At 67.1% G+C, this 19,372-nt stretch carries 24 protein-coding genes, 1 tRNA gene and 1 pseudogene; 19 read left to right on the forward strand and 7 right to left on the reverse strand.

Translation table 11 applies throughout. The features are described 5' to 3' along the window. Nucleotides 1-184: 184 nt before the first annotated feature. Nucleotides 185-2,995, forward strand: coding sequence for an Rne/Rng family ribonuclease (locus E3T37_RS07165; RefSeq protein ID WP_134366122.1), 2,811 nt, complete (start codon nt 185-187; stop codon nt 2,993-2,995). A gap of 99 nt (nt 2,996-3,094) precedes the next feature. Here E3T37_RS07165 and E3T37_RS07170 read toward each other — a convergent pair whose 3' ends face one another. Beyond that, nucleotides 3,095-3,397: a DUF4031 domain-containing protein gene (locus E3T37_RS07170; RefSeq protein ID WP_134366123.1), complete on the reverse strand. Its 303-nt coding sequence runs from the start codon at nt 3,395-3,397 to the stop codon at nt 3,095-3,097. Nucleotides 3,398-3,589: 192 nt separating this feature from the next. Between E3T37_RS07170 and rplU the strand changes: the two genes are divergently transcribed. The 12 genes from rplU to E3T37_RS07230 all read left to right on the forward strand — a co-directional run bounded on the left by rplU (nt 3,590) and on the right by E3T37_RS07230 (nt 12,880). Next, nucleotides 3,590-3,898 (forward strand): 50S ribosomal protein L21, encoded by a 309-nt coding sequence (rplU, locus tag E3T37_RS07175; RefSeq protein WP_134366124.1) that lies wholly within the window; start codon nt 3,590-3,592, stop codon nt 3,896-3,898. A gap of 18 nt (nt 3,899-3,916) precedes the next feature. Continuing rightward, nucleotides 3,917-4,174, forward strand: coding sequence for a 50S ribosomal protein L27 (gene rpmA / locus E3T37_RS07180; RefSeq protein WP_104169636.1), 258 nt, complete (start codon nt 3,917-3,919; stop codon nt 4,172-4,174). A 115-nt stretch (nt 4,175-4,289) separates the two neighbouring features. Continuing rightward, complete coding sequence (obgE, locus tag E3T37_RS07185; RefSeq protein WP_134366125.1) at nt 4,290-5,870, forward strand: GTPase ObgE; 1,581 nt, start codon at nt 4,290-4,292, stop codon at nt 5,868-5,870. Continuing rightward, the gene (gene proB, locus E3T37_RS07190; RefSeq protein WP_134366126.1) at nt 5,867-6,673 is read left to right on the forward strand and encodes a glutamate 5-kinase; all 807 of its coding nucleotides are present in this window, start codon (nt 5,867-5,869) and stop codon (nt 6,671-6,673) included. Before obgE ends, proB (E3T37_RS07190) begins: the two co-directional genes overlap by 4 nt. Before the next feature lie 22 nt (nt 6,674-6,695). After that, the gene (gene proB, locus E3T37_RS07195) at nt 6,696-7,493 is read left to right on the forward strand and encodes a glutamate 5-kinase (protein WP_134366127.1); all 798 of its coding nucleotides are present in this window, start codon (nt 6,696-6,698) and stop codon (nt 7,491-7,493) included. 62 nt (nt 7,494-7,555) lie between these two features. Beyond that, entirely contained in the window at nt 7,556-8,824 is a 1,269-nt protein-coding gene (locus E3T37_RS07200) for a glutamate-5-semialdehyde dehydrogenase (RefSeq protein ID WP_370262498.1), read from the forward strand. 64 nt (nt 8,825-8,888) lie between these two features. Further along, a complete protein-coding gene (locus E3T37_RS07205) occupies nt 8,889-9,107 on the forward strand; it encodes a hypothetical protein (protein WP_134366128.1) in 219 nt (72 codons plus the stop codon). A gap of 14 nt (nt 9,108-9,121) precedes the next feature. Further along, nucleotides 9,122-9,718: a nicotinate-nucleotide adenylyltransferase gene (gene nadD, locus E3T37_RS07210; protein ID WP_134366129.1), complete on the forward strand. Its 597-nt coding sequence runs from the start codon at nt 9,122-9,124 to the stop codon at nt 9,716-9,718. 239 nt (nt 9,719-9,957) lie between these two features. Next, nucleotides 9,958-10,743: a hypothetical protein gene (locus tag E3T37_RS07215; protein WP_134366130.1), complete on the forward strand. Its 786-nt coding sequence runs from the start codon at nt 9,958-9,960 to the stop codon at nt 10,741-10,743. Nucleotides 10,744-10,783: 40 nt separating this feature from the next. Beyond that, nucleotides 10,784-11,161, forward strand: coding sequence for a ribosome silencing factor (rsfS, locus tag E3T37_RS07220; RefSeq protein ID WP_134366131.1), 378 nt, complete (start codon nt 10,784-10,786; stop codon nt 11,159-11,161). Between the two features lie 71 nt (nt 11,162-11,232). After that, a tRNA-Ala gene (locus E3T37_RS07225) sits at nt 11,233-11,308 on the forward strand. A 183-nt stretch (nt 11,309-11,491) separates the two neighbouring features. After that, nucleotides 11,492-12,880, forward strand: coding sequence for a phosphoribosyltransferase family protein (locus tag E3T37_RS07230; protein WP_134366132.1), 1,389 nt, complete (start codon nt 11,492-11,494; stop codon nt 12,878-12,880). 31 nt (nt 12,881-12,911) lie between these two features. Here the strand turns inward: E3T37_RS07230 and E3T37_RS07235 are convergent. Then, nucleotides 12,912-13,316 (reverse strand): annotated as a pseudogene (locus tag E3T37_RS07235) (STAS domain-containing protein); the annotation flags it as partial. On the opposite strand from E3T37_RS07235, the gene E3T37_RS07240 reads away from it, so the two are divergent. Next, complete coding sequence (locus E3T37_RS07240; protein ID WP_134366133.1) at nt 13,290-13,481, forward strand: hypothetical protein; 192 nt, start codon at nt 13,290-13,292, stop codon at nt 13,479-13,481. The pseudogene E3T37_RS07235 and the gene E3T37_RS07240 overlap by 27 nt on opposite strands. 16 nt (nt 13,482-13,497) lie before the next feature. On the opposite strand, the gene E3T37_RS07245 is transcribed toward E3T37_RS07240, so the two are convergent. Continuing rightward, nucleotides 13,498-13,863, reverse strand: a complete 366-nt coding sequence (locus E3T37_RS07245) for a metalloregulator ArsR/SmtB family transcription factor (RefSeq protein ID WP_134366134.1) — start codon at nt 13,861-13,863, stop codon at nt 13,498-13,500. Nucleotides 13,864-13,963: 100 nt separating this feature from the next. Here E3T37_RS07245 and E3T37_RS07250 point away from each other — a divergent pair, with 100 nt between their 5' ends. The 3 genes from E3T37_RS07250 (at nt 13,964) to E3T37_RS07260 (ending at nt 15,600) form a co-directional block, all read left to right on the forward strand. Then, complete coding sequence (locus E3T37_RS07250; RefSeq protein WP_241976155.1) at nt 13,964-15,013, forward strand: permease; 1,050 nt, start codon at nt 13,964-13,966, stop codon at nt 15,011-15,013. A 26-nt stretch (nt 15,014-15,039) separates the two neighbouring features. Further along, nucleotides 15,040-15,282: a thioredoxin family protein gene (locus E3T37_RS07255; RefSeq protein WP_134366136.1), complete on the forward strand. Its 243-nt coding sequence runs from the start codon at nt 15,040-15,042 to the stop codon at nt 15,280-15,282. Between the two features lie 72 nt (nt 15,283-15,354). Next, nucleotides 15,355-15,600, forward strand: a complete 246-nt coding sequence (locus E3T37_RS07260; RefSeq protein WP_134366137.1) for a thioredoxin family protein — start codon at nt 15,355-15,357, stop codon at nt 15,598-15,600. 151 nt (nt 15,601-15,751) lie between these two features. Here the strand turns inward: E3T37_RS07260 and E3T37_RS07265 are convergent, their stop codons facing one another. The 4 genes from E3T37_RS07265 to E3T37_RS07280 form a co-directional block, all read right to left on the reverse strand. Then, nucleotides 15,752-16,411, reverse strand: coding sequence for an arsenate reductase ArsC (locus tag E3T37_RS07265; RefSeq protein WP_134366138.1), 660 nt, complete (start codon nt 16,409-16,411; stop codon nt 15,752-15,754). A gap of 12 nt (nt 16,412-16,423) precedes the next feature. Next, nucleotides 16,424-16,834: an arsenate reductase ArsC gene (locus tag E3T37_RS07270; protein ID WP_134366139.1), complete on the reverse strand. Its 411-nt coding sequence runs from the start codon at nt 16,832-16,834 to the stop codon at nt 16,424-16,426. A 194-nt stretch (nt 16,835-17,028) separates the two neighbouring features. Next, entirely contained in the window at nt 17,029-17,682 is a 654-nt protein-coding gene (locus E3T37_RS07275) for a YigZ family protein (protein ID WP_134366140.1), read from the reverse strand. A gap of 12 nt (nt 17,683-17,694) precedes the next feature. Continuing rightward, on the reverse strand, nt 17,695-18,033 hold the full coding sequence (locus E3T37_RS07280; protein WP_134366141.1) for a hypothetical protein: 339 nt from the start codon (nt 18,031-18,033) through the stop codon (nt 17,695-17,697). Between the two features lie 220 nt (nt 18,034-18,253). Between E3T37_RS07280 and E3T37_RS07285 the strand changes: the two genes are divergently transcribed. Together E3T37_RS07285 and E3T37_RS07290 are read left to right on the forward strand one after the other, a co-directional pair. Further along, complete coding sequence (locus E3T37_RS07285) at nt 18,254-18,793, forward strand: TetR/AcrR family transcriptional regulator (RefSeq protein WP_241976153.1); 540 nt, start codon at nt 18,254-18,256, stop codon at nt 18,791-18,793. A gap of 77 nt (nt 18,794-18,870) precedes the next feature. After that, the gene (locus tag E3T37_RS07290) at nt 18,871-19,362 is read left to right on the forward strand and encodes an FBP domain-containing protein (protein ID WP_134366143.1); all 492 of its coding nucleotides are present in this window, start codon (nt 18,871-18,873) and stop codon (nt 19,360-19,362) included. The last annotated feature ends 10 nt before the right edge of the window (nt 19,363-19,372 follow it).

Genomic DNA, 19,372 nt, shown 5'->3' on the forward strand with positions numbered 1-19,372 from the left:
TTATAAATGGGCCGCACTAGCCCGGATTCATTGGTCCCACGACCAAAGGTATTAGCAGCCAGAGCCAAGAGCCGGTTGCGAACGAAGAGGATTCCCGAGGGTTTCGCGTAAGCAAAATCCTCCCACGAGAGAGTAGCCGGATGGGTGGCGCGGTCGCCCACACCGGTCAAGGAGCGCACCAGTGATGGTGGAAGACAACGAAAACATCAAAAAACGCAAGGGTTTGTTCGGCAGTCGCCGCACAGCGCGCCGTGCTGCCACACCGGTGTCCCCGGTCGTGACGGATGACCCGAGCAACACCCCACAGGACGAGGTTCCGGTCGTCGCCGCGGCGACACGCGAGCCCGCCCCGACCGAGCCACCGGCTCCGGTCCTCCCCGTTGATTCCGCGACCGAGCCGGCATCCGCCGCACCGTTCGGCGGAACCCCCGACACAGAACAGGACGCTGACGTGGATCTGACGCTGCCGCCCACCCCCACAACCGACGTGGTCCGCCGGCCCTCGACCTCCCTGGTCTTCCAGGCTCCGGTCATCGTGCCGCTCCCGGCCCGCACCGGCGTTCGCCGCGACAGCCGTGACAGCTACCAGCAGGACGCCCGGCCGGACCGCTCGGACACCCGGCAGACCCACGACGACGAGGGCGACGAGTCGTCGACCGTTCGCCGTCGGGCCCGCCGCCGCACCGGCGACGAGAGCCGTTCGGGCTCCGACGACCCCGCGAACACCGTCGTGCGGGTGCGCGCCCCCCGCGAGCCCGAGCTGATCACCGAACCGCAGCGCATCAAGGGCTCCACCAGGCTCGAGGCCAAGAAGCAGCGCCGGCGTGACGGGCGGGATGCCGGTCGCCGTCGCCCGGTGATCACGGAGGCCGAGTTCCTCGCCCGCCGCGAGTCCGTCGACCGCGTCATGGTCGTGCGCGCCAAGCACAACAAGATCCAGATCGGCGTGCTCGAGGACAGCGTCCTCGTCGAGCACTACGTGGCCAAGAACCAGGATGCGTCCCTGATCGGCAACGTGTACCTCGGCCGGGTGCAGAACGTGCTCCCGAGCATGGAGGCCGCCTTCGTCGACATCGGACGCGGCCGCAACGCCGTGCTCTACGCCGGAGAGGTCGATTGGGAGGCCGCCGCCGAGACCTCCGGCAACAGCAGCCAGGCCCGACGGATCGAACTCGCACTGAAGCCCGGCGACAAGGTGCTGGTGCAGGTCACCAAGGACCCGATCGGCCACAAGGGCGCTCGGCTCACCAGCCAGGTCTCCCTGCCGGGCCGCTACCTCGTCTACGTGCCCAACGGCTCCATGAACGGGATCAGCCGCAAGCTACCCGACACCGAGCGTGCCCGCCTGAAGAAGATCCTCAAGGAGGTCCTGCCCGAGAACGTGGGCGTCATCGTGCGCACCGCGGCCGAGGGGGCCACCGACGAGCAGCTCACGCTGGACGTCAACCGCCTCACCGACCAGTGGGCGTCCATCGCCAGGCTGGTCGAATCCGCCTCGGCACCGGCCCTGCTGCACGGCGAGCCTGACCTGCTGATCAAGATCGTGCGGGATGTCTTCAACGAAGACTTCCAGAAGATGGTCATCTCCGGCGACGAGGCACGCGCCACCATCGAGACTTACCTGGGCCAGGTGGCCCCTGACCTGGTCGAGCGGGTCGAACGTTTCGAGGGCGAGATGGACGCCTTCGACGAGTACCGCATCTCCGAGCAGATCGAGAAGGCGCTCGACCGCAAGGTCTGGCTGCCCTCCGGCGGATCCCTGGTGATCGACCGCACCGAGGCCATGACGGTCGTCGACGTGAACACCGGCAAGTTCGTCGGCTCGGGCGGAAACCTCGAAGAGACCGTCACCAAGAACAACCTCGAGGCCGCCGAGGAAATCGTGCGCCAGCTGCGTCTGCGGGACATCGGCGGCATCATCGTCGTCGACTTCATCGACATGGTGCTCGAAACCAACCGCGACCTGGTGCTGCGCCGCATGCTCGAATGCCTGAGCCGCGACCGCACCAAGCACCAGGTGGCCGAGGTCACGTCGCTCGGACTCGTGCAGATGACCCGCAAGAAGCTGGGCCTCGGACTCCTCGAGTCCTTCAGTGAGAACTGTGAGGCCTGCGCCGGCCGTGGAATCGTCATCCACCACGACCCCGTGCTCAAGCACCGCCAGACCGCTCAGCCGGCGATGGAGCGTCGCCCGCGCAGCAAGTCGGGCGGCAACTCCGGCGGCGACAACGGAAACACCGGCAACGGCGGCAACGGACACCGCAACGGCGGCAACAATGGCGGCAACTCCGGTGACGGCAGCAACAACTCCGGCAGTGCGGCCGCGGCCACCCAGGCCGACGCCAGGGCCGGTCACGGCACCCACGGGATCACCGAGGACGCCAAGCACGCCCTCGCGCTGATTGCCGCACGCACGATCACCCGTTCGCTGACCGGATCCATCCCGATCATGCCGTCCGTTGAAGCCACGCCGGAAACCAAGCCTGCAACCGCGCAGGAGACTGCCGTACCCGCGCAGGAGGTCGAGCAGGCTCCCCGCGATGTCAACCCGATCGAGGCGGCCGTCAACGAGGTGGCCGCCCCGGAAGCGACCGCTGCGCCGGCACGCCGCAGCCGGCGGGCATCCTCCGGGTCGGGCCAGTCGACTCAGGCCAGGCAGCACGTTCAGCCCGCGCAGACCGAGCCCGTCCAGGCGGCCGAGTCCGCCCCGGTGGCACCGGATGCGGCCACCGAGTCGTCGGCGTCGGCGTCGGCCTCGGAAGATTCATCCGAGTCGGTCGCGATTCTCGACATCCCGATCAAGAAGTCCTCGCGCAGCCGTCGCACGGTGAGCAAGCAGGTCACCGAGCAGCTGCTGGACTCGGTGCTCGACTCACTGCCCGAGCCCAAGCAGCCCGGCCAGGGGCGCGGGCGCAGCCGCCGGGTCACGACGGCCGGCGGGTCCACCGCCGGCCTTCAGCCGATCGTCACGTCGTCCCCGGACGAGAAGCAGTAACTGCATCGAATGATCGCCGGGCGACCGGCGGCGTGAGCGGCCGATCGCCGCCTCGCCGCCGGTCGCCCGTCTTCGTGGTTCAGGCCCTCGCGCAGGGGATCAGGCGTTGTCGTCGCGTGGGGGAGCGGGCGGCAGGTGAGCGCGCTGCCTGCCGGTCACTCTCAGCCCGCTGGCCCGCAGCCGCACGACCAGCTCCCGATTGCTCACCGGATGCGCCCCAGCGGCCACCAGGGCCTCGTACAGGCGCGCGGGGACGTCGTAGTGGTCCAGGTCGAATCCGCGCCGGGGAATCCCGTTGGCGGCCGCGAATGCGTGCAATTCGGCCAGGGAAGTGTCGCTGACCAGATGAGACCAAACCGTACTGTGGGCGGGCCACGTAGGCTGGTCTATCAACACCGTCATGTTCAGATTCTACGATCCCGTCTCGGTTTGACCGGGGCTGGATGATCAGCTAAAGTCGACTGTTGGTGTGCGTTGGGCCTTAGCTCACGCGGTCATCAAGGTTTTCTGAAAGCGAGTGGGCCGGCTTGGCCTGTTCAAAGCAGTAACTTTCCATCATGGGGCCTCACGGCTCCCCAGAGATAGGTACGTAACTTGGTTTACGCAGTTGTGCGCGCCGGTGGGCGGCAGGAAAAGGTCGAGGTCGGAACCATCGTCACGATGGACCGAATCAAAGCCAATAAGGACGGCAACGTCGAGCTGGCCGCCGTGCTTCTCGTCGACGGCGACAAGATCACCTCTGACTCACAGTCGCTGGCCAAGATCACGGTTACGGCCGAGGTCTTGAACGACCTCCGTGGTCCGAAGATCGTCATCCAGAAGTTCAAGAACAAGACCGGGTACAAGAAGCGTCAGGGGCACCGTCAGGAGCTCACTCGCGTTCAGGTTACCGGCATCGCCTAGGCCTGAGGAGAAGAACAGATGGCACACAAAAAAGGTGCGAGTTCCACTCGCAACGGTCGCGATTCCAACGCCCAGCGCCTCGGCGTGAAGCGCTTCGGTGGTCAGGTTGTCAGCGCGGGCGAGATCATCGTCCGTCAGCGCGGCACCCACTTCCACCCCGGCGTCAACGTCGGCCGTGGTGGAGACGACACGCTCTTCGCCCTCGAGCCCGGCTCGGTTGAGTTCGGCGCGAAGGGTGGCCGCAAGGTCGTCAACATCGTGGTGGCTGCCGCGTAGGCATCCACAACTTGTAAGCGTGAGGGCGGGCTTCGGCTCGCCCTTTGCGTGTTTCACGGCACCATCGTTTTCGTTTTTGTGCACATAGTTTTTGCCACCTGAAAGGGGCACCCCCATGGCCACGTTTGTTGACCACGTCACTCTCCACCTGCGAGCAGGCAACGGAGGGAACGGTTGTGTCTCCGTCAAGCGTGAGAAGTTCAAGCCTCTCGCCGGCCCCGACGGCGGCAACGGCGGGAGCGGCGGCGACATCGTTCTCGTCGCGGACCCCAATGTGACGACCCTCCTGGGCTACCACCGGTCCCCCCACCGCAGTTCCGCCAACGGCGGCCCCGGTATGGGCGACCACCGGGCCGGTTTCGGCAGTGAGCTGATGGAACTCGCCGTGCCTCTCGGCACCGTGGTGAAAGACGCCGAGGGCAACGAGCTCGCCGACATGACCGAACCGGGCTTCCGGATCGTCGTCGCGCCCGGCGGACAGGGCGGGCTCGGCAACGCGGCCCTGGCGTCGCTCAAGCGCAAGGCCCCCGGCTTCGCCCTGCTCGGCACCTACGGCTGGGAAGGCGACATCCAGCTCGAGCTGAAGACCGTGGCGGATGTCGCACTCGTGGGCTACCCCTCGGCCGGCAAGTCCAGCCTGATCGCGGCCATCTCGGCCGCCCGCCCCAAGATCGCGGACTACCCCTTCACGACCCTGCACCCCAACCTCGGCGTCGTGGACGCCGGCGAGGTGCGCTACACCGTCGCCGACGTGCCCGGCCTGATCGAGGGCGCCAGCGAGGGCAAGGGCCTCGGCCTCGAATTCCTGCGCCACGTGGAACGCTGCACGGCCCTGCTGCACATCCTCGACTGCGCCACGCTCGACCCCGATCGTGACCCGCTCAGCGACCTCGACGTCATTCTCGGCGAACTCGCCGCCTACCCGGTGCCCGAGGGCCAGAAGCCGCTGCTGGAACGCCCCCAGCTGATCGCCCTGAACAAGATCGACGTTCCCGAGGGCCGCGAACTCGCCGAGTTCGTCAAGCCCGACCTCGAGGCGCGCGGCTACCGCGTTTTCGAGATCTCCACCGTCAGCCACGAGGGCCTCAAGCAGCTCAACTACGCCCTGGCCGAGACGGTCGAGGCCGGCCGGGTCGAGGCCGCCGCGGCGCAGGCCGTCAAGCCGCGCATCGTCATCCGTCCCAAGCCCGTCGACGACAGCGGCTTCGTCGTCAAGGTCGAGGGTGGGTCGTTCGGCAACATCTACCGCATCATCGGAACCAAGCCCGAGCGCTGGGTGCAGCAGACCGACTTCAAGAACGACGAGGCCGTCGGCTTCCTCGCCGACCGGCTGGCGAAGCTGGGCATCGAGAACGAACTGTTCAAGGCAGGCGCGATCGCGGGCTCGACGGTCATCATCGGTCCGGGCAACGGCGTGGTCTTCGACTGGGAGCCCACTCTCACCTCGACCGCCGAACTGATCACCGCCCCGCGCGGCACCGACACCCGCCTGGACGACTCCAAGCGCCGCACCAGCAACGAGCGCCGCGAGGAATACTTCGGCCGGATGGACGCCAAGGCGGCCGCGCGTGCCGAACTCATCCGCGAACGCGAAGCCGGCATGTGGTCGACCGGGGAAGAGGAATTCAACGGGGACGTCCTGACCGGAGACGGTTCCGTGCCGCGGAACAAGGCAAAGGAGAGCGACGCCGAATGAGTTCGCGCGCACGTGCCCAGGTCTCGTCCGCACGGCGCATCGTGGTGAAGGTCGGCTCCTCGTCGATCAGCGGCGACAACGCCGACCAGATCGCACCCCTGATTGAAGCACTGGCCGAGACGCACGACCGTGGCGTCGAGGTGGTCCTGGTCTCGTCCGGCGCTGTCGCGAGCGGTCTGAGCTACCTCAACCTCGACGAGCGGCCGGCCGACCTGGCCACCCAGCAGGCGGCCGCCTCCGTCGGGCAGAACGTGCTCACGGCCCGCTACCAGGAGACCCTGGATCGTCACGGCATCGCCGCCGGCCAGGTCCTGCTGACCGAGGGCGACCTGCTGAACGAACCGCACCGCAGCAACACGCGCCGCGCGGTGAATCGCCTGCTCGACCTGCGGATCATGCCGATCGTCAACGAGAACGACACCGTCGCCACCTACGGACTCCGGTTCGGGGACAACGACCGGCTCGCTGCCATGCTGTCCGTGCTGATCCGCGCCGACCTGCTGCTGCTGCTCAGCGACGTCGACTCGCTCTACACCAGGCCCCCGCACCTGCCCGGCGCGGAACGGATCGACCTGATCGGATTCGACCAGGAACTGGCCGGAATGGAGTTCGGGACCTCCGGCGCCGCCGGCGTCGGCACCGGCGGTGCCAGCACGAAGGTCAAGGCCGCCCGGCTGGCGGCCGCGGCCGGCACCGCGGTGCTCGTGACCGCGACCGGCCTGGCCGGCGACGCGCTCAACGGGGCCGAGGTCGGCACCTGGTTCGAACCGATGCCCCAGGCGCCAGGGCGCGCGCTCCTGTGAGTGCGCGAGAGGGAACCGCATCATGGGCGTGATCACCCGCGACCAGATCGGGTCAGCGGCCCGGATCGTCGTGAAGGTCGGGTCCTCCTCGATCAGCGGCGAGAACATCGGCCAGATCACCCCCCTCGTCGACGCCCTCGCCGGCGCCCACGGCCGCGGTGCGGAGATTGTGCTGGTCTCGTCCGGTGCCATCGCCACCGGCATGCCCTACCTGCAGCTGGACGAGCGGCCCACCGACCTGGCCACCCAGCAGGCGGCCGCATCCGTCGGCCAGAACCTGCTCGTCTTCCGCTATCAGGACAGCCTCGACCGGTACGACATCATCGCCGGACAGGTGTTGCTGACCGCCGGAGACCTCGACAACCCGGCGCACCGCGGCAACGCTCACCGGGCCATGGACCGCCTGCTCGGCCTGCGCATCCTGCCGATCGTGAACGAGAACGACACGGTCGCCACCCATGAGATCCGGTTCGGCGACAATGACCGGTTGGCGGCGCTCGTGGCCACGCTGATCAACGCCGACCTGCTCGTGCTGCTCAGCGACGTCGACGCCCTGTACACCCGGGCCCCGCACCTGCCGGGGGCTGAACTCATCGACCACGTCGCATCCGGCGACCCGCTCGTAGGCGTGGAGTTCAGCGAGAGCCGATCCGGGGTGGGAACCGGTGGTGCGAGCACCAAGGTGTCCGCGGCCCGGATCGCGGCCGACGCCGGAACCGCGGTCCTGGTGACCTCCACCGGGCTGGTCGCCGAGGCCCTCCGCGGCGATCGGGTGGGAACCTGGTTCGAACCGATGCCGGGCGTGCGCCCGGTGCGCTGACCGGCAGCATCCGTCAGTCGTCGCTTCGGGTGCAGCCCCGCCCGGTCGCGTAAACTACCGGGATGATGCAGCCCGCGACCGACTCCGTCCTGATCACGCCCACCCTCGAAGCCGCCCGGGACGCAGCCCTCGTGCTCGCGGCCACGCCAACGCGGTGGAAAAACCAGGCGCTCGAGGCCGTCGCCGCCTCCCTCCGGACCAGCGTCGCCGAGATCCTCGAAGCCAACGCGCTGGACCTGGCCGCCGGTGAGGCGAACGGGCTCAGCACGGGCATGCTGGACCGGCTCAGCCTGGATCTTGCCCGGATCGATGCCCTCGCCGACGCCGTGCTGCAGATCGCCCTGCTCACCGACCCGGTCGGCGTCGTGGTGCGCGGCAGCAGCCTGCCCAACGGGGTGAAGATCAGCCAGGTCCGCGTGCCCTTCGGCGTGGTCGGCGTCATCTACGAGGCCCGGCCGAACGTCACCGTGGACATCGCCGCGATCGCCCTGAAGAGCGGCAACGCCGTCGTGCTCCGCGGCGGCTCGGCCGCGGAGAACACCAACCGCGTGCTCGTTCGCCTGCTGCAGGCCGCGGTCGACGGCGTCGGGCTCCCCGCCGCGTCGGTGCAGACCATCGACCCGTTCGGTCGCAGCGGCGCCACCGAGCTGATGCAGGCGAGAGGCTACGTGGACGTGCTCATCCCGCGGGGGAGTGCCGGGCTGATCCAGGCCGTCGTCACCCAGTCGAAGGTCCCCGTGATCGAAACCGGCGCCGGCGTCGTGCACATCTTCCTCGACGAGAGCGCCATCGAGCAGATGGCCGTGGACATCGTGCACAACTCCAAGGTGCAGCGGCCCAGCGTCTGCAACGCCCTCGAGACGCTGCTGGTGCACGAGGCCGCGGCCGACCGGCTCCTGCCGGCGGTGCTGGCGAAGCTGGCCGCGTCCGGGGTCACGATCCACGGCGACGACCGGGTGCGCGCGCTCTTCCCGGCCGCGGTGCCGGCCACGGACGAGGACTGGGGCACCGAGTATATGTCCCTGGAGGTCGCCGTGGCCGTCGTCGATTCCCTCGACGACGCGATCCGTCACATCCGCCGGTACTCGACCGGGCACACCGAGTCCATCATCACAAACGACTTAGTCAACGCCGAACGGTTCCTCGCCGAGGTGGACTCCGCCGCAGTCATGGTGAACGCGTCCACCCGGTTCACCGACGGGGGAGAATTCGGGTTCGGTGCCGAGGTCGGCATCTCCACCCAGAAACTGCACGCCCGCGGCCCGATGGGACTGCCCGAGCTGACCAGCACCAAGTGGATCGTGCGCGGCTCCGGGCAGGTGCGCGGCTAGGCCCCGCTAAGATAGTGGCCGTGGCCCAAGGTTTTGCCGTCTGTGCCCCTGAATGGAGATCCCCATGTCGTTCCTGACCACTGTGCTGGCCGAAACTGCCGTGCTGGCCGAAGTCGAACACGCCGCCCTGCCCATGCCGACCTTCGTCTACGGCCTGATCGGCCTGGTCCTGTTCGCCGCCCTCGCCGCGGTCGTCTGGTCGTACCGTGACGTCGCGAACCGTCACCAGTCCAAGGCGAAGGCCTACGCCGACGCTCACGGCGGCGCGCGCAGCGGCCACTAGACGATACAGCTCCCATCGAGACTCCCCGCCGCCCCCGCATCGGCGTGATGGGCGGAACTTTCGACCCGATCCACCACGGGCACCTCGTTGCCGCCAGTGAGGTGGCGCAGAGCTTCGACCTCGACGAGGTCATCTTCGTTCCGACCGGGCAGCCGTGGCAGAAAGCGGATGTGACGGCGAGCGAACACCGTTACCTGATGACGGTCATCGCCACGGCGTCCAATCCCCGCTTCACGACAAGCCGGGTCGACATCGACCGCACCGGCCCCACCTACACGATCGACACCCTGCGCGACCTGCATGCCGAACGGCCCACCGCCGAGCTGTTCTTCATCACCGGCGCGGACGCGATCCTGCAGATCCTCAGCTGGAAAGACGTGCAGGAGCTGTGGGATCTCGCGCACTTCGTGGCTGTGAGTCGTCCGGGACATGAGCTCAACATTTCGGGATTGCCCAACCAGGACGTAAGCTTGTTGGAGGTTCCGGCTCTGGCGATTTCGTCAACGGACTGCCGGGCGCGTGTGAATCGGGGATTCCCGGTCTGGTATCTGGTCCCCGATGGGGTCGTCCAGTACATCTCAAAGCATCATCTGTATCGGAGTGTGGCATGACGTCGGGTAACAACCCACAGCCACTGACGCGCCGGCAAGCGCGGGAGTTGGCACACGGGAATCAACCTGCCGTCACGGATGTCGGCGCGCCCGCCGCGCCTGCGCCCGCGGCCCCACAGCCGTCTCCCGTCGCCGCTCCCGCCCCTCTGGCGCCGGCACCCTCCGTCTTCGCGCCTCGTACGCCTGACGCCCCCGTGCGGGAACAGGCTGTTGCCGTCGACACGACCTCCGAACACACGATGACGCGGCGAGAGCTGCGCGCCCAGCAGGCCGCCCTGTCCGCAGCCGCGGAGACTGCGCAAACCGATATCGTGCCGGCCGAGACCGCACCCGCCGCGCAGTTCCCGCCGGTGGCCCCGGCCCCGGCCTCCCTCGGCCTGTCCGACCCGCGCGCTTTCGACATCGACATCGTCAACATTCCGGCGGCCCCGGCCCCGGTGGCTCCGCGCGTCGAATTCATGGTCGAAGCAGCGGGGAGCAAGGTCGGCAAGGCCGGCAAGTCCCGTCCCGGCGTTCTTCACCCGCCCGTCGGCCACTGGTCGCTCGCCCGGGACGAAGACGTCGACTCGCTTCCCGGAGTCACCCAGCTCGAGCCGTTCGACCAGATAGTGGCCCGCGGTATCAGTGCGGGCGGCATCCCGACCACCACGAACGCCCTGATCCTGCCGTCCATCCCGCACCAGGGCAACGCGTCCGGGCCGTTCACGAGCACGGGCGAGATCATGGTCACCGGCTCGATCGACCTGCCGCGCAGCCTTGGCTCCACCGGACAGCACCCGAACGTCTACGACTCGTCCGACATGGACCAGCTGCTCGACCAGCTCGACGACGTGGGACACCACAACGACGTCGCACCGGTGAGCGCCAGCCGTGCCGTCAGCACGCACGCGTCCACGCGCGGCGTCATGGCCCCACCGAGCAAACCCGGACTGACGCTGCCTATCGTGCTGACCATCACGGCTGGAGTGCTCGCCTTCGGCGTGCTGGCCCTGCTCGTCGCCGGCTACGTCTTCCGAATTTTCTAATGCCACCCATTTCACATTCACTAACTCAGGGATTCATTCGATGACCGCTTCTGCCCATGCTCTCGAGCTCCTCAAGGTGGCCGCCGCCGCCGCAGACTCGAAAGCGGGGGAGGACCTCGTCGCGATCGATGTGTCCAACCCCCTTCCTCTCACCGACATCTTCCTGATCGTCACGGGGCGCTCCGAGCGCAACGTCGTGGCTATCGCCGGTGAGATCGAAGACAAGATGACCGAGGCCGGGTTCAAGCCCCTGCGCCGCGAAGGACGCGCCGAGGGCCGCTGGGTCCTGGTCGACTTCGGCGACCTCGTCGTGCACATCTTCCACGAGGAAGAACGCGTCTACTACTCCCTCGAACGCCTCTGGAAAGACTGCCCGGTCATCCCCATCGAACTCCCCGCCCCCCGGGTCGCCGAGTAACAGTGGTCAACGGCACTCAAAACGTGTCGTAGACTAGACAAGTTGTTTCGGAGAGATCCGAAACACTATCTGGGTCCGTGGCGCAGCTGGTAGCGCACCTGCATGGCATGCAGGGGGTCAGGGGTTCGAATCCCCTCGGATCCACCAAGTAGCACAGTTACGACAGAAAAGGCCCCGACTTCGGTCGGGGCCTTTCTTTGTTGCCCGGTGCTCTGCCGCAGATTCTTTCGGGTTGCGCCTTCGGGTTATTCTTCTACCCTCCGGAATCCGTGCAGCCCTAGCGCCCGTCCGCGCCCGGGGCGACCATGGCCGTATCGAGGAGGTGCGACGATGGTCGTTTTCACAGATCGAGCGGATGCCGGGCGCCAGCTGGCCGAGCAACTCGAGTACCTGCGCGGGCAGGACGTGGTGGTGCTGGGGCTTCCCCGTGGCGGGGTGCCCGTGGCCGCCGAGGTGGCCGAAACCTTGGACGCTCCGCTGGACGTGATCGTCGTGCGGAAACTCGGTGTGCCCTACCAGCCGGAACTGGCCATGGGCGCGATCGGCGAGCACGACGTGCGGGTGCTCAACACGCCGGTGCTCAATCTGACCCGGGTCACGGACGAGGAACTGGCCGACGTCGAGGCCGTGGAGCGCGCCCAGCTGCACGATCGCGTGGCCCGGTTCCGCAAGGGCCGGCAGCGCGTCGACCTGACCGGCCGGATCGCCCTCATCGTCGACGACGGCATCGCCACCGGGTCCACGGCCCGGGTCGCCTGCCTGGTCGCCCGGCAGCTCGGAGCGAAAAAGGTCATCCTCGCCGTACCGGTCGGTCCCGCCGACACGATTCATCACTTTCCGGGAGCCGACGAGGTCGTCTGTCTCTACGTGCCGGCGCAGCTGATCGCGGTCGGCAACCACTACTACGATTTCAGTCCGACCAGCGATTCCGAAGTGACCGTGCTGCTGGACGCAGCCGCAGAACGGATGCGCCGGATCACCACCGACACCGGCGACCCCGACCGGGAAGTCGAGATCCCCGCCGACGGTGTGCATCTGGGCGGTCACCTGCGCCTTCCGGCCGGAGCCACCGGGGTGGTGCTGTTCGCCCACGGCAGCGGCAGCAGCCGCTACAGCCCCCGCAACCGGTTCGTCGCCGAGGTGCTGAACCGGGCCGGCCTGGGCACGCTCCTGCTCGACCTGCTCACCCCGGAGGAGGAGCCCGACCGGGCCAAGGTCTTCGACATCGGGCTGCTCGCGAACCGGCTGGCCGCGGCCACCCGGTGGCTGGGCACCCAGCCGGACACCCGCACCCTCCGGGTCGGCTACTTCGGCGCCAGCACCGGGGCCGGAGCCGCTCTGTGGGCCGCGGCCGATGCCGCGCTCGGCACAGGCACAGGCACAGGCACGAGCACGGGCACCCAGGTCAGCGCCGTGGTGTCGCGGGGAGGACGCCCGGACCTCGCGGGGCCGCGGCTGGCCGGAGTCCGGGCCCCCACCCTGCTGATCGTCGGCGGGGCGGACACGCTTGTTCTGGAACTCAACCGCCAGGCCCGGGCCCTGCTGCGCTGCCCCAGCGAGCTGGCCGTCGTCCCCGGGGCCACGCACCTCTTCGAGGAGCGGGGCACCCTCGGCGAGGCCGCCGCCCTGGCCCGAGACTGGTTCCTGGAGTACTTGGCCCCGGCCGGTTCCGAAACGGAGCAGTCCCCGGAAGCCCGCGCCACGGGGTCGACGGAATGAGCCGGAAAACCGGGACGCCGCGTTGGGCCGGCTAGTGTCCGCCGCCGAGGTTTCCGGCCAGGCGGGCGCGGATATCGGTGCTGGCTTCGTTCATGCCCACGATGACGGCGCGTTTGCCGTGGCGCTCGTACTTGTTCGTGATGGCGTCGAGCGCGGCGACGGTGGAGGCGTCCCAGATGTGGGAGGCGGACATGTCGAGGACCACGCGGTCCGGGTCGTCCGCGTACTCGAACTGGGTGGTGAGGTCGTTGCTTGAGGCGAAGAAGAGTGCCCCGGTTACGGTGTAGTACGCGGTCGGCACGGGCTCATCGGTCGAGACGGTCCGTTCCACATCCACGAGGTGGGCGACCCGGCGGGCGAAGGCGACCATGGCCATGAGCACACCCACGACCACGCCGATGGCGAGGTTGTGGGTGAGCACGACGACCGCCACTGTGGCAAGACCATCGACACCCTGGAAGGCGCCAGCGAGGGTGCCGACACTGTCGCCGTGCGATCAGACCTGGATTCCTTCATCAGGCAAGCCGAAGAGCGGCGCCAAAAGCTGCAGGATCAGCTCGCGATGGCCGACGAATTCCTTGAGCTCCTGCGCCAGCAGTGAGACGGCGTTCCGACGCTCACCGCGCCCAGGCGCCGGTGTCGAGGGTTCGGGCGATGGCGTGAATGGCCTCGGGGATGACGCGGTAGTGCACGCTCATCCCGTGACGCTCCTTGGTCAGGATCCCGCTGGTCTGCAGCTTCTTGAGGTGATGACTGACCGTGGGCTCCGACAGTTTCACGACCGGGGCCAGGTCGCAGGTGCAGGCCTCTTGATTCGGCTGGGCCAGGAGGTATGCCAGCAACTGGAGGCGCACTGGGTCGGCCAGGGCCTTCAGGCGCACGGCGAGGGCGATCGCATCGTCAATTTCGAGGGTGGCGCTGTTCCCCAGCGGACCGCAGCAGATCGGCGAGACGTCATCGAGGAGCGGAAGCGTTTTGGGCATGGGAACAGTCTGTCACCTTCTTGACACATATCAAAGAGGTGGACATACTTGTAATTAGATGAACGTCGAAGAATTCGGCGTTCCCGGTCAAGGAGCAGTTGTGAGCATCGCGGAACGGATACCGACCACCACCCGTGGGCGGGTCGCCATCCTGATTGCAGGGGTGGGCCTCTGGGCTCTGGCCTACTGGGTCAACGAATGGTTCTGGGACGTCGTTCTCTACGACGCATTCGGCCTCGACCCGAAGAGTCGGGTCACCGAGACCATCCACTTCTTCATCTACGACTCGCTCAAGATCCTGCTGCTCCTGGCCATCATCATCTTCGCCTCGACCGTGCTCCGCTCCTTCATGAGCGTCGAGCGCACCCGGGCCTTCCTCGGCGGCAAACGCGAGGGAGTCGGCAACATCCTCGCCGCCGGCCTCGGCGTGATCACCCCGTTCTGCTCCTGCAGCGCCGTGCCCGCATTCATCGGCTTCGTCGCCGCCGGCGTGCCGATCGGCGTCACGATGAGCTTCCTGATCGCCAGCCCCCTGGTCAACGAGATCGCCATCGGCCTGCTGTTGACACTGTTCGGCTGGGAGATCACCGCCCTCTACATGGTATCGGGCCTCCTGATCGCGATCGTGTCCGGCTGGATCCTGGGCCGCCTGCACGTCGAGAAGTGGGTGGAACCCTTCGTCTTCGACGTCAAACTCGGAGGCCAGGTCATCGACCCCTCGCTCGGCCTCACCTTCGGGCAGCGGATGCAGATGGGCGTCGAAGAGGTCAAAACCATCATCCAGAAGATCTGGATCTACCTGCTCGTCGGCATCGGCCTCGGCGCCCTCATCCACGGCTGGGCCCCGGCCGATTTCTTCACCACCTACGCCGGCGCCGACAACCCCTTCGGCGTGCTGATCGCGGTCTTCATCGGCATCCCGCTCTATTCCAACGCCGCCGGCATCATGCCGCTGGTCGCCGCCCTCTACGACAAGGGCCTCCCGATGGGAACCCTGCTCGCGTTCATGATGGCCGTCGTCGCCCTCTCACTGCCGGAGATGATCCTGCTCCGCCGGGTGCTGAAGCCGCAGCTGCTCGCCATCTTCATCACGACCACCGGCCTCGGCATCATCGCCGTCGGCTACCTCTTCAACGCCATCCTGGCCTAACCATCACCTCTGAAAGGAACCATCCCATGATCATCAAGATCCTCGGTCCCGGCTGTGCCAATTGCGTCAACCTCACCAAGGCCGCCACCGTCGCCGTCGCGGAGCTCGGCCTGGACGCCACCATCGAAAAGGTCGAAGACTATGCCGCGATCGTCGGCTACGGCGTGATGAGCACCCCCGCGCTCGTCATTGACGAGAAGGTCGTCGTGTCCGGCCGGGTGCCGAACCTCGCCGAGGTGCGCACCCTCCTCACCGCCGCAAGCCAATAACCCCACCGAGGCGGGATGCTCAGCGCGCCCCGCCTCGATGCCGCCGCTCCAAAAAAAGGGAATCGTCAGACCATGAACATCAAGATCCTCGGCGCGGGGTGCACCAAATGCGTGAGTCTTTACCGTGTCACCACCCAGATTGTGCAGGAACTCGGCCTGGACGCCACCGTCGAGAAGATCGACGACTATGCCGTCATCCTCGGCTACGGCGTGATGAGCAGCCCCGGCCTCGTCATTGACGAGAGGGTCGTCTCGGTGGGCCGAGTTCCGACACCCGCTGAGCTCCGGAAACTATTGGACGCTCAGGCCTCGCGGTGACGACCGCCGTTCACGCCTGCTCTCCGACGGTACCGGCCGCTTGGGCCTCCTCGGCAGGTCCGGCACCCTCACCCGGCCAGGGGCAGTTACGTTGCGGCGCTGTAACCGGCCAGGCCGGAGCCGATGACAGTGACGTTCTCGATGCTCATGGTTACCGGTCCCGGGGTGTGAGGGTGTCCAGCAATCGTTCGACCCGGTCCGTGATCTCGTCCCGAATCACACGGACTTTCTCGAGCGAGCGGCCGGCCGGGTCCGTCAATGCCCAGTCCTGGTAGGTCTTCCCTGGATAGACCGGGCAGGCGTCACCGCACCCCATGGTGATGACGACATCCGCGGCCTGCACGACATCGTCGGTGAGGGGCTTCGGGAAGGCCTCGGTGAAGTCGAGCCCGATCTCGGCCATCGCCGCGGCGACCGTGGGATTCACCTCACGCGACGGGGCAGAACCGGCTGAGCGAACGTGCACGGCCCCGCCGGAGAGGGCGTTCGTGAACACGGCCGCCATCTGCGACCGGCCGGCGTTCTGCTCGCAGACGAACAACACCTCGGGCACAGAGCGCGCGATCGCACCCTTGGCCTGAGCCAGTGCGGTCACCCGGTCCGTGGCGAACCGGATCGTGTTGGTGGCCAGGTGCGCCTTCACCGTCGACGTGCGCAGCAGGGCCGTGAAGGACTCGAGCACATAGCGTTCGACCGTCTCGGCACTGAAGACGCCCGCGAACCTCACGGTCAGGTCGCGGGCAAGGCGCTTCAGATACTCCTCGGGGTAGGTCAGGCCCGGCAGTGACCGGCGAGCGCCGGTGTCGCTCATCGTGCGCTGGCCTTAGGCCGTGGCGGGGAGGATCTCGGCGAGCAGGGCCTGGATGCGGGCCTTGATCTCGTCGCGGATCGGGCGCACGGATTCGATGCCCTGGCCGGCCGGGTCGGCGAGTTCCCAGTCCTCGTAGCGCTTGCCGGGGAAGATCGGGCAGGTGTCGCCGCAGCCCATGGTGATCACGACATCCGATTCCTTGACGGCCTCGGTGGTGAGGATCTTCGGCACGTTGTGGGCGATGTCGATGCCCTCCTCGGCCATGGCCTCGATCGCGACTGGGTTGATCTGGTCCTTGGGCGCCGAGCCGGCGGAGAGCACCTCGACGCGGCCCGCGGAGAGAGCCGTCATGTAGCCGGCGGCCATCTGGGAGCGGCCCGCGTTGTGCACGCAGACGAAGAGAACGGTGGGCTTGTCACTCATGAGTGGTCATTCCTTCTTGATTTCTTGAGGGCGGCGCGGATCGGGGGGCCACCTCTGCGACGACAAAATCGATGCGTGTCGAGGTGAAGTCTCGACAATACATCGATGGATGTCAATTTATAGAGATGATGTTCACATGTCGTTCACCCACCGCCACCGCAGTGCACCTCGCGGGGCGCCACGCCACAACCGGACTACCGTTCGACGTCTACCCATTCGTGGCCGAGGGCCTCCAGCTCCGCGCTGCCGGCCGTTGCACCGGCCACGATCGCGGCGAGCCGCGCGGCGTCGTCACCGGCGATGTGCAGTACCGCGTCACGCCCATAGTCCGTCCCCAGGATGAGCACTCCGCGCTGGCGCAACTCGGCCTCGATGCGACCGGCATCCGCGTGGGAAAGTGCAAGCCTGAACAGTTCGCGGCGCTCGCGCCCCACCACCAGCCCGCCGGACTGGGCCTCGTCGATCGTGGTCAGAACGGCCTCCGAGTAGGCGCGCACGAGGCCGCCGGGACCGAGAAGTACGCCACCGAAGTAGCGGGTGACGACGGCCACGCAATCGACGAATCCGCGCCCGGACAGTGCCTCGAGCATGGGCCGACCCGCCGTTCCTGACGGTTCGCCATCGTCATTCGAACGCCGCACCTGGTCTGGTGCGCCGCTCGGCCCGAGCACGAATGCCGAGCAGTGGTGGCGAGCACTCCAATGCTCCTTACGCGCGTCGTCGATGGCGCCACGCGTGGAATCCTCTGTCTCGGTGCGAACGAGGCGGCAGAGAAATTTGGATCGCTTCACTTCGATCTCGGTGTCAACGCGGCTGCCGACGCCGCCGTGCAAAGTGAGATCGGGCATACGCCCAGTCTTTCAGTCCGACTCATCACCGGCGCGCTGGTGAGGACTGCGTGCGAGACTCACATTCACCAGTTCGATCCCGCGGGGTTGCATGGATTCATCGGTCATCTCAACGATGATGCCGGGATCGAGCGCCGGCGGGGTGCCGCCGTCAAACTTGTAGTGCAGGTCACAGCTCGGGTGAATCCACACCGAACTGCGGCCATTTCCGACCTGTGCCGACTCTCGCCAGGAGAGTAGGAAACTCTCACCGCGACGCAGCTTCGTCGTGATGACGGCCTTCAGATGAGCCAGCACGTGATCATCGATTCGAATCGGGGTTCGCCCGGATCCGTAGAACAAGGTGCGCATGGATGCTCCCGCCTGAGCGCGACCGCCGCCGCGCCCGTGTGCCCCACACACTAACCCGTTCGGGGTTTCGCAGTCTGCCGGATCCGACCAGGCAGCTTCCGGTTCGAGGCTGATTCGGCTGGCCGGTCGTGCGCCTAGAGATATTAGGCAATTATATTGGTATCGTAGGATTAACCGGAAAGGGGCCACCATGGCACGAAGAGGACTGACCACGCAACGCGTGACCGTCGCAGCGGCTGATCTGGCCGACGAGATCGGTTTCGAAGGCGTGACGGTCTCGGCTGTGGCGCGCCTTTTCGGAGTCAGGGATGCGAGCCTCTACTCCCACATCAAGAACGTGCAGGATCTCCGGACACGGGTGGCCGTGTTGGCTCTGGCCGAACTCGCCGACCACGTAGCCGCCGCTTTGGCCGGCCGTGCGGGCAAGGACGCGCTGGTCGCATTTGCCGACGCCTACAGGGCTTACGCCAAAGAATATCCCGGGCGTTACGCCGCGACTCGGCTGGAGCTCGATCCTGAGGTGGCTGCCGCCAGTGCGGCGGGTCGGCACGCGGCGATGACCCGGGCCATCCTTCGGGGCTATGCACTCGAGGAACCGGACCAGACCGATGCGGTGCGGCTGCTCCACAGTGTGTTTCACGGCTACGTGAGCCTGGAACGTTCCGGAGGCTTTCAGAACACGCAACGAGCAGCGGATGCTTCGTGGTCCCGGGCCTTGGATGCCCTCGACGTTGTCTTGAACAATTGGCCGCCGGCCTGACGGCACCACACTGCCCATCACTGCCCATTCCCCGCATTCAACAGTTCTGCTACAGAGACAGAAGGCATCGCCACCTCATGCTCCCGCTCACCGCCCCAGACATCCGGTCATCCTTCATCAACGCTTCGCTCCGGGAGCGAAAGGCTCTCACCCTTCCCCGTGACTTCGAAACCCTGTCCTGGGACAACCTCGACTACCTCGGCTGGCGGGATCCAAAGGTCCCTGGGATCGGTTACGTCATCGTCGACCTCGTGGAGGGCCCGGTCGGGATTCTATTGCGTCAGGCCGACGGGAAGACCAGAACGCGGCCCCAGTGCTCATGGTGCGAAGACGTGCATCTTCCGAACGACGTGGTGTTCTTCAGTATCAAGCGTGCCGGCCAGGCGGGTCGCAACGGCGACACGGTCGGCACCCTGGCATGCGCCGGCTTCGAATGCTCGGGAAACGTCCGCAAGCTCCCCCCGGTCGCCTACATCGGCTTCGACGTGCAGGCAGCGCGCCAGCGACGCATCGAAGCGCTCAGGGCCCGCGTTCAGAATTTCGCTCGGAGCGTCCGCGACGGAAAGTAGGGGCGCCCGC

It is taken from the genome of Cryobacterium sp. TMT2-10, assembly GCF_004403075.1.
Classification (GTDB): domain Bacteria; phylum Actinomycetota; class Actinomycetes; order Actinomycetales; family Microbacteriaceae; genus Cryobacterium; species Cryobacterium shii.

Coding starts and splice junctions, on each gene's coding strand:
- E3T37_RS07280 (WP_134366141.1), bottom strand. CDS start 18,033: ATGCGCACCTTGTTCTACGGATCCGGGCGAACCCCGATTCGAATCGAT.
- E3T37_RS07230 (WP_134366132.1), top strand. CDS start 11,492: ATGGTCGTTTTCACAGATCGAGCGGATGCCGGGCGCCAGCTGGCCGAG.
- E3T37_RS07290 (WP_134366143.1), top strand. CDS start 18,871: ATGCTCCCGCTCACCGCCCCAGACATCCGGTCATCCTTCATCAACGCT.
- E3T37_RS07215 (WP_134366130.1), top strand. CDS start 9,958: ATGACGCGGCGAGAGCTGCGCGCCCAGCAGGCCGCCCTGTCCGCAGCC.
- rpmA (WP_104169636.1), top strand. CDS start 3,917: ATGGCACACAAAAAAGGTGCGAGTTCCACTCGCAACGGTCGCGATTCC.
- proB (WP_134366127.1), top strand. CDS start 6,696: ATGGGCGTGATCACCCGCGACCAGATCGGGTCAGCGGCCCGGATCGTC.
- E3T37_RS07275 (WP_134366140.1), bottom strand. CDS start 17,682: ATGCCCGATCTCACTTTGCACGGCGGCGTCGGCAGCCGCGTTGACACC.
- E3T37_RS07245 (WP_134366134.1), bottom strand. CDS start 13,863: ATGCCCAAAACGCTTCCGCTCCTCGATGACGTCTCGCCGATCTGCTGC.
- E3T37_RS07170 (WP_134366123.1), bottom strand. CDS start 3,397: ATGACGGTGTTGATAGACCAGCCTACGTGGCCCGCCCACAGTACGGTT.
- E3T37_RS07200 (WP_370262498.1), top strand. CDS start 7,556: ATGATGCAGCCCGCGACCGACTCCGTCCTGATCACGCCCACCCTCGAA.
- E3T37_RS07265 (WP_134366138.1), bottom strand. CDS start 16,411: ATGAGCGACACCGGCGCTCGCCGGTCACTGCCGGGCCTGACCTACCCC.
- E3T37_RS07165 (WP_134366122.1), top strand. CDS start 185: ATGGTGGAAGACAACGAAAACATCAAAAAACGCAAGGGTTTGTTCGGC.
- E3T37_RS07255 (WP_134366136.1), top strand. CDS start 15,040: ATGATCATCAAGATCCTCGGTCCCGGCTGTGCCAATTGCGTCAACCTC.
- E3T37_RS07270 (WP_134366139.1), bottom strand. CDS start 16,834: ATGAGTGACAAGCCCACCGTTCTCTTCGTCTGCGTGCACAACGCGGGC.
- proB (WP_134366126.1), top strand. CDS start 5,867: ATGAGTTCGCGCGCACGTGCCCAGGTCTCGTCCGCACGGCGCATCGTG.
- E3T37_RS07260 (WP_134366137.1), top strand. CDS start 15,355: ATGAACATCAAGATCCTCGGCGCGGGGTGCACCAAATGCGTGAGTCTT.
- obgE (WP_134366125.1), top strand. CDS start 4,290: ATGGCCACGTTTGTTGACCACGTCACTCTCCACCTGCGAGCAGGCAAC.
- rsfS (WP_134366131.1), top strand. CDS start 10,784: ATGACCGCTTCTGCCCATGCTCTCGAGCTCCTCAAGGTGGCCGCCGCC.
- E3T37_RS07205 (WP_134366128.1), top strand. CDS start 8,889: ATGTCGTTCCTGACCACTGTGCTGGCCGAAACTGCCGTGCTGGCCGAA.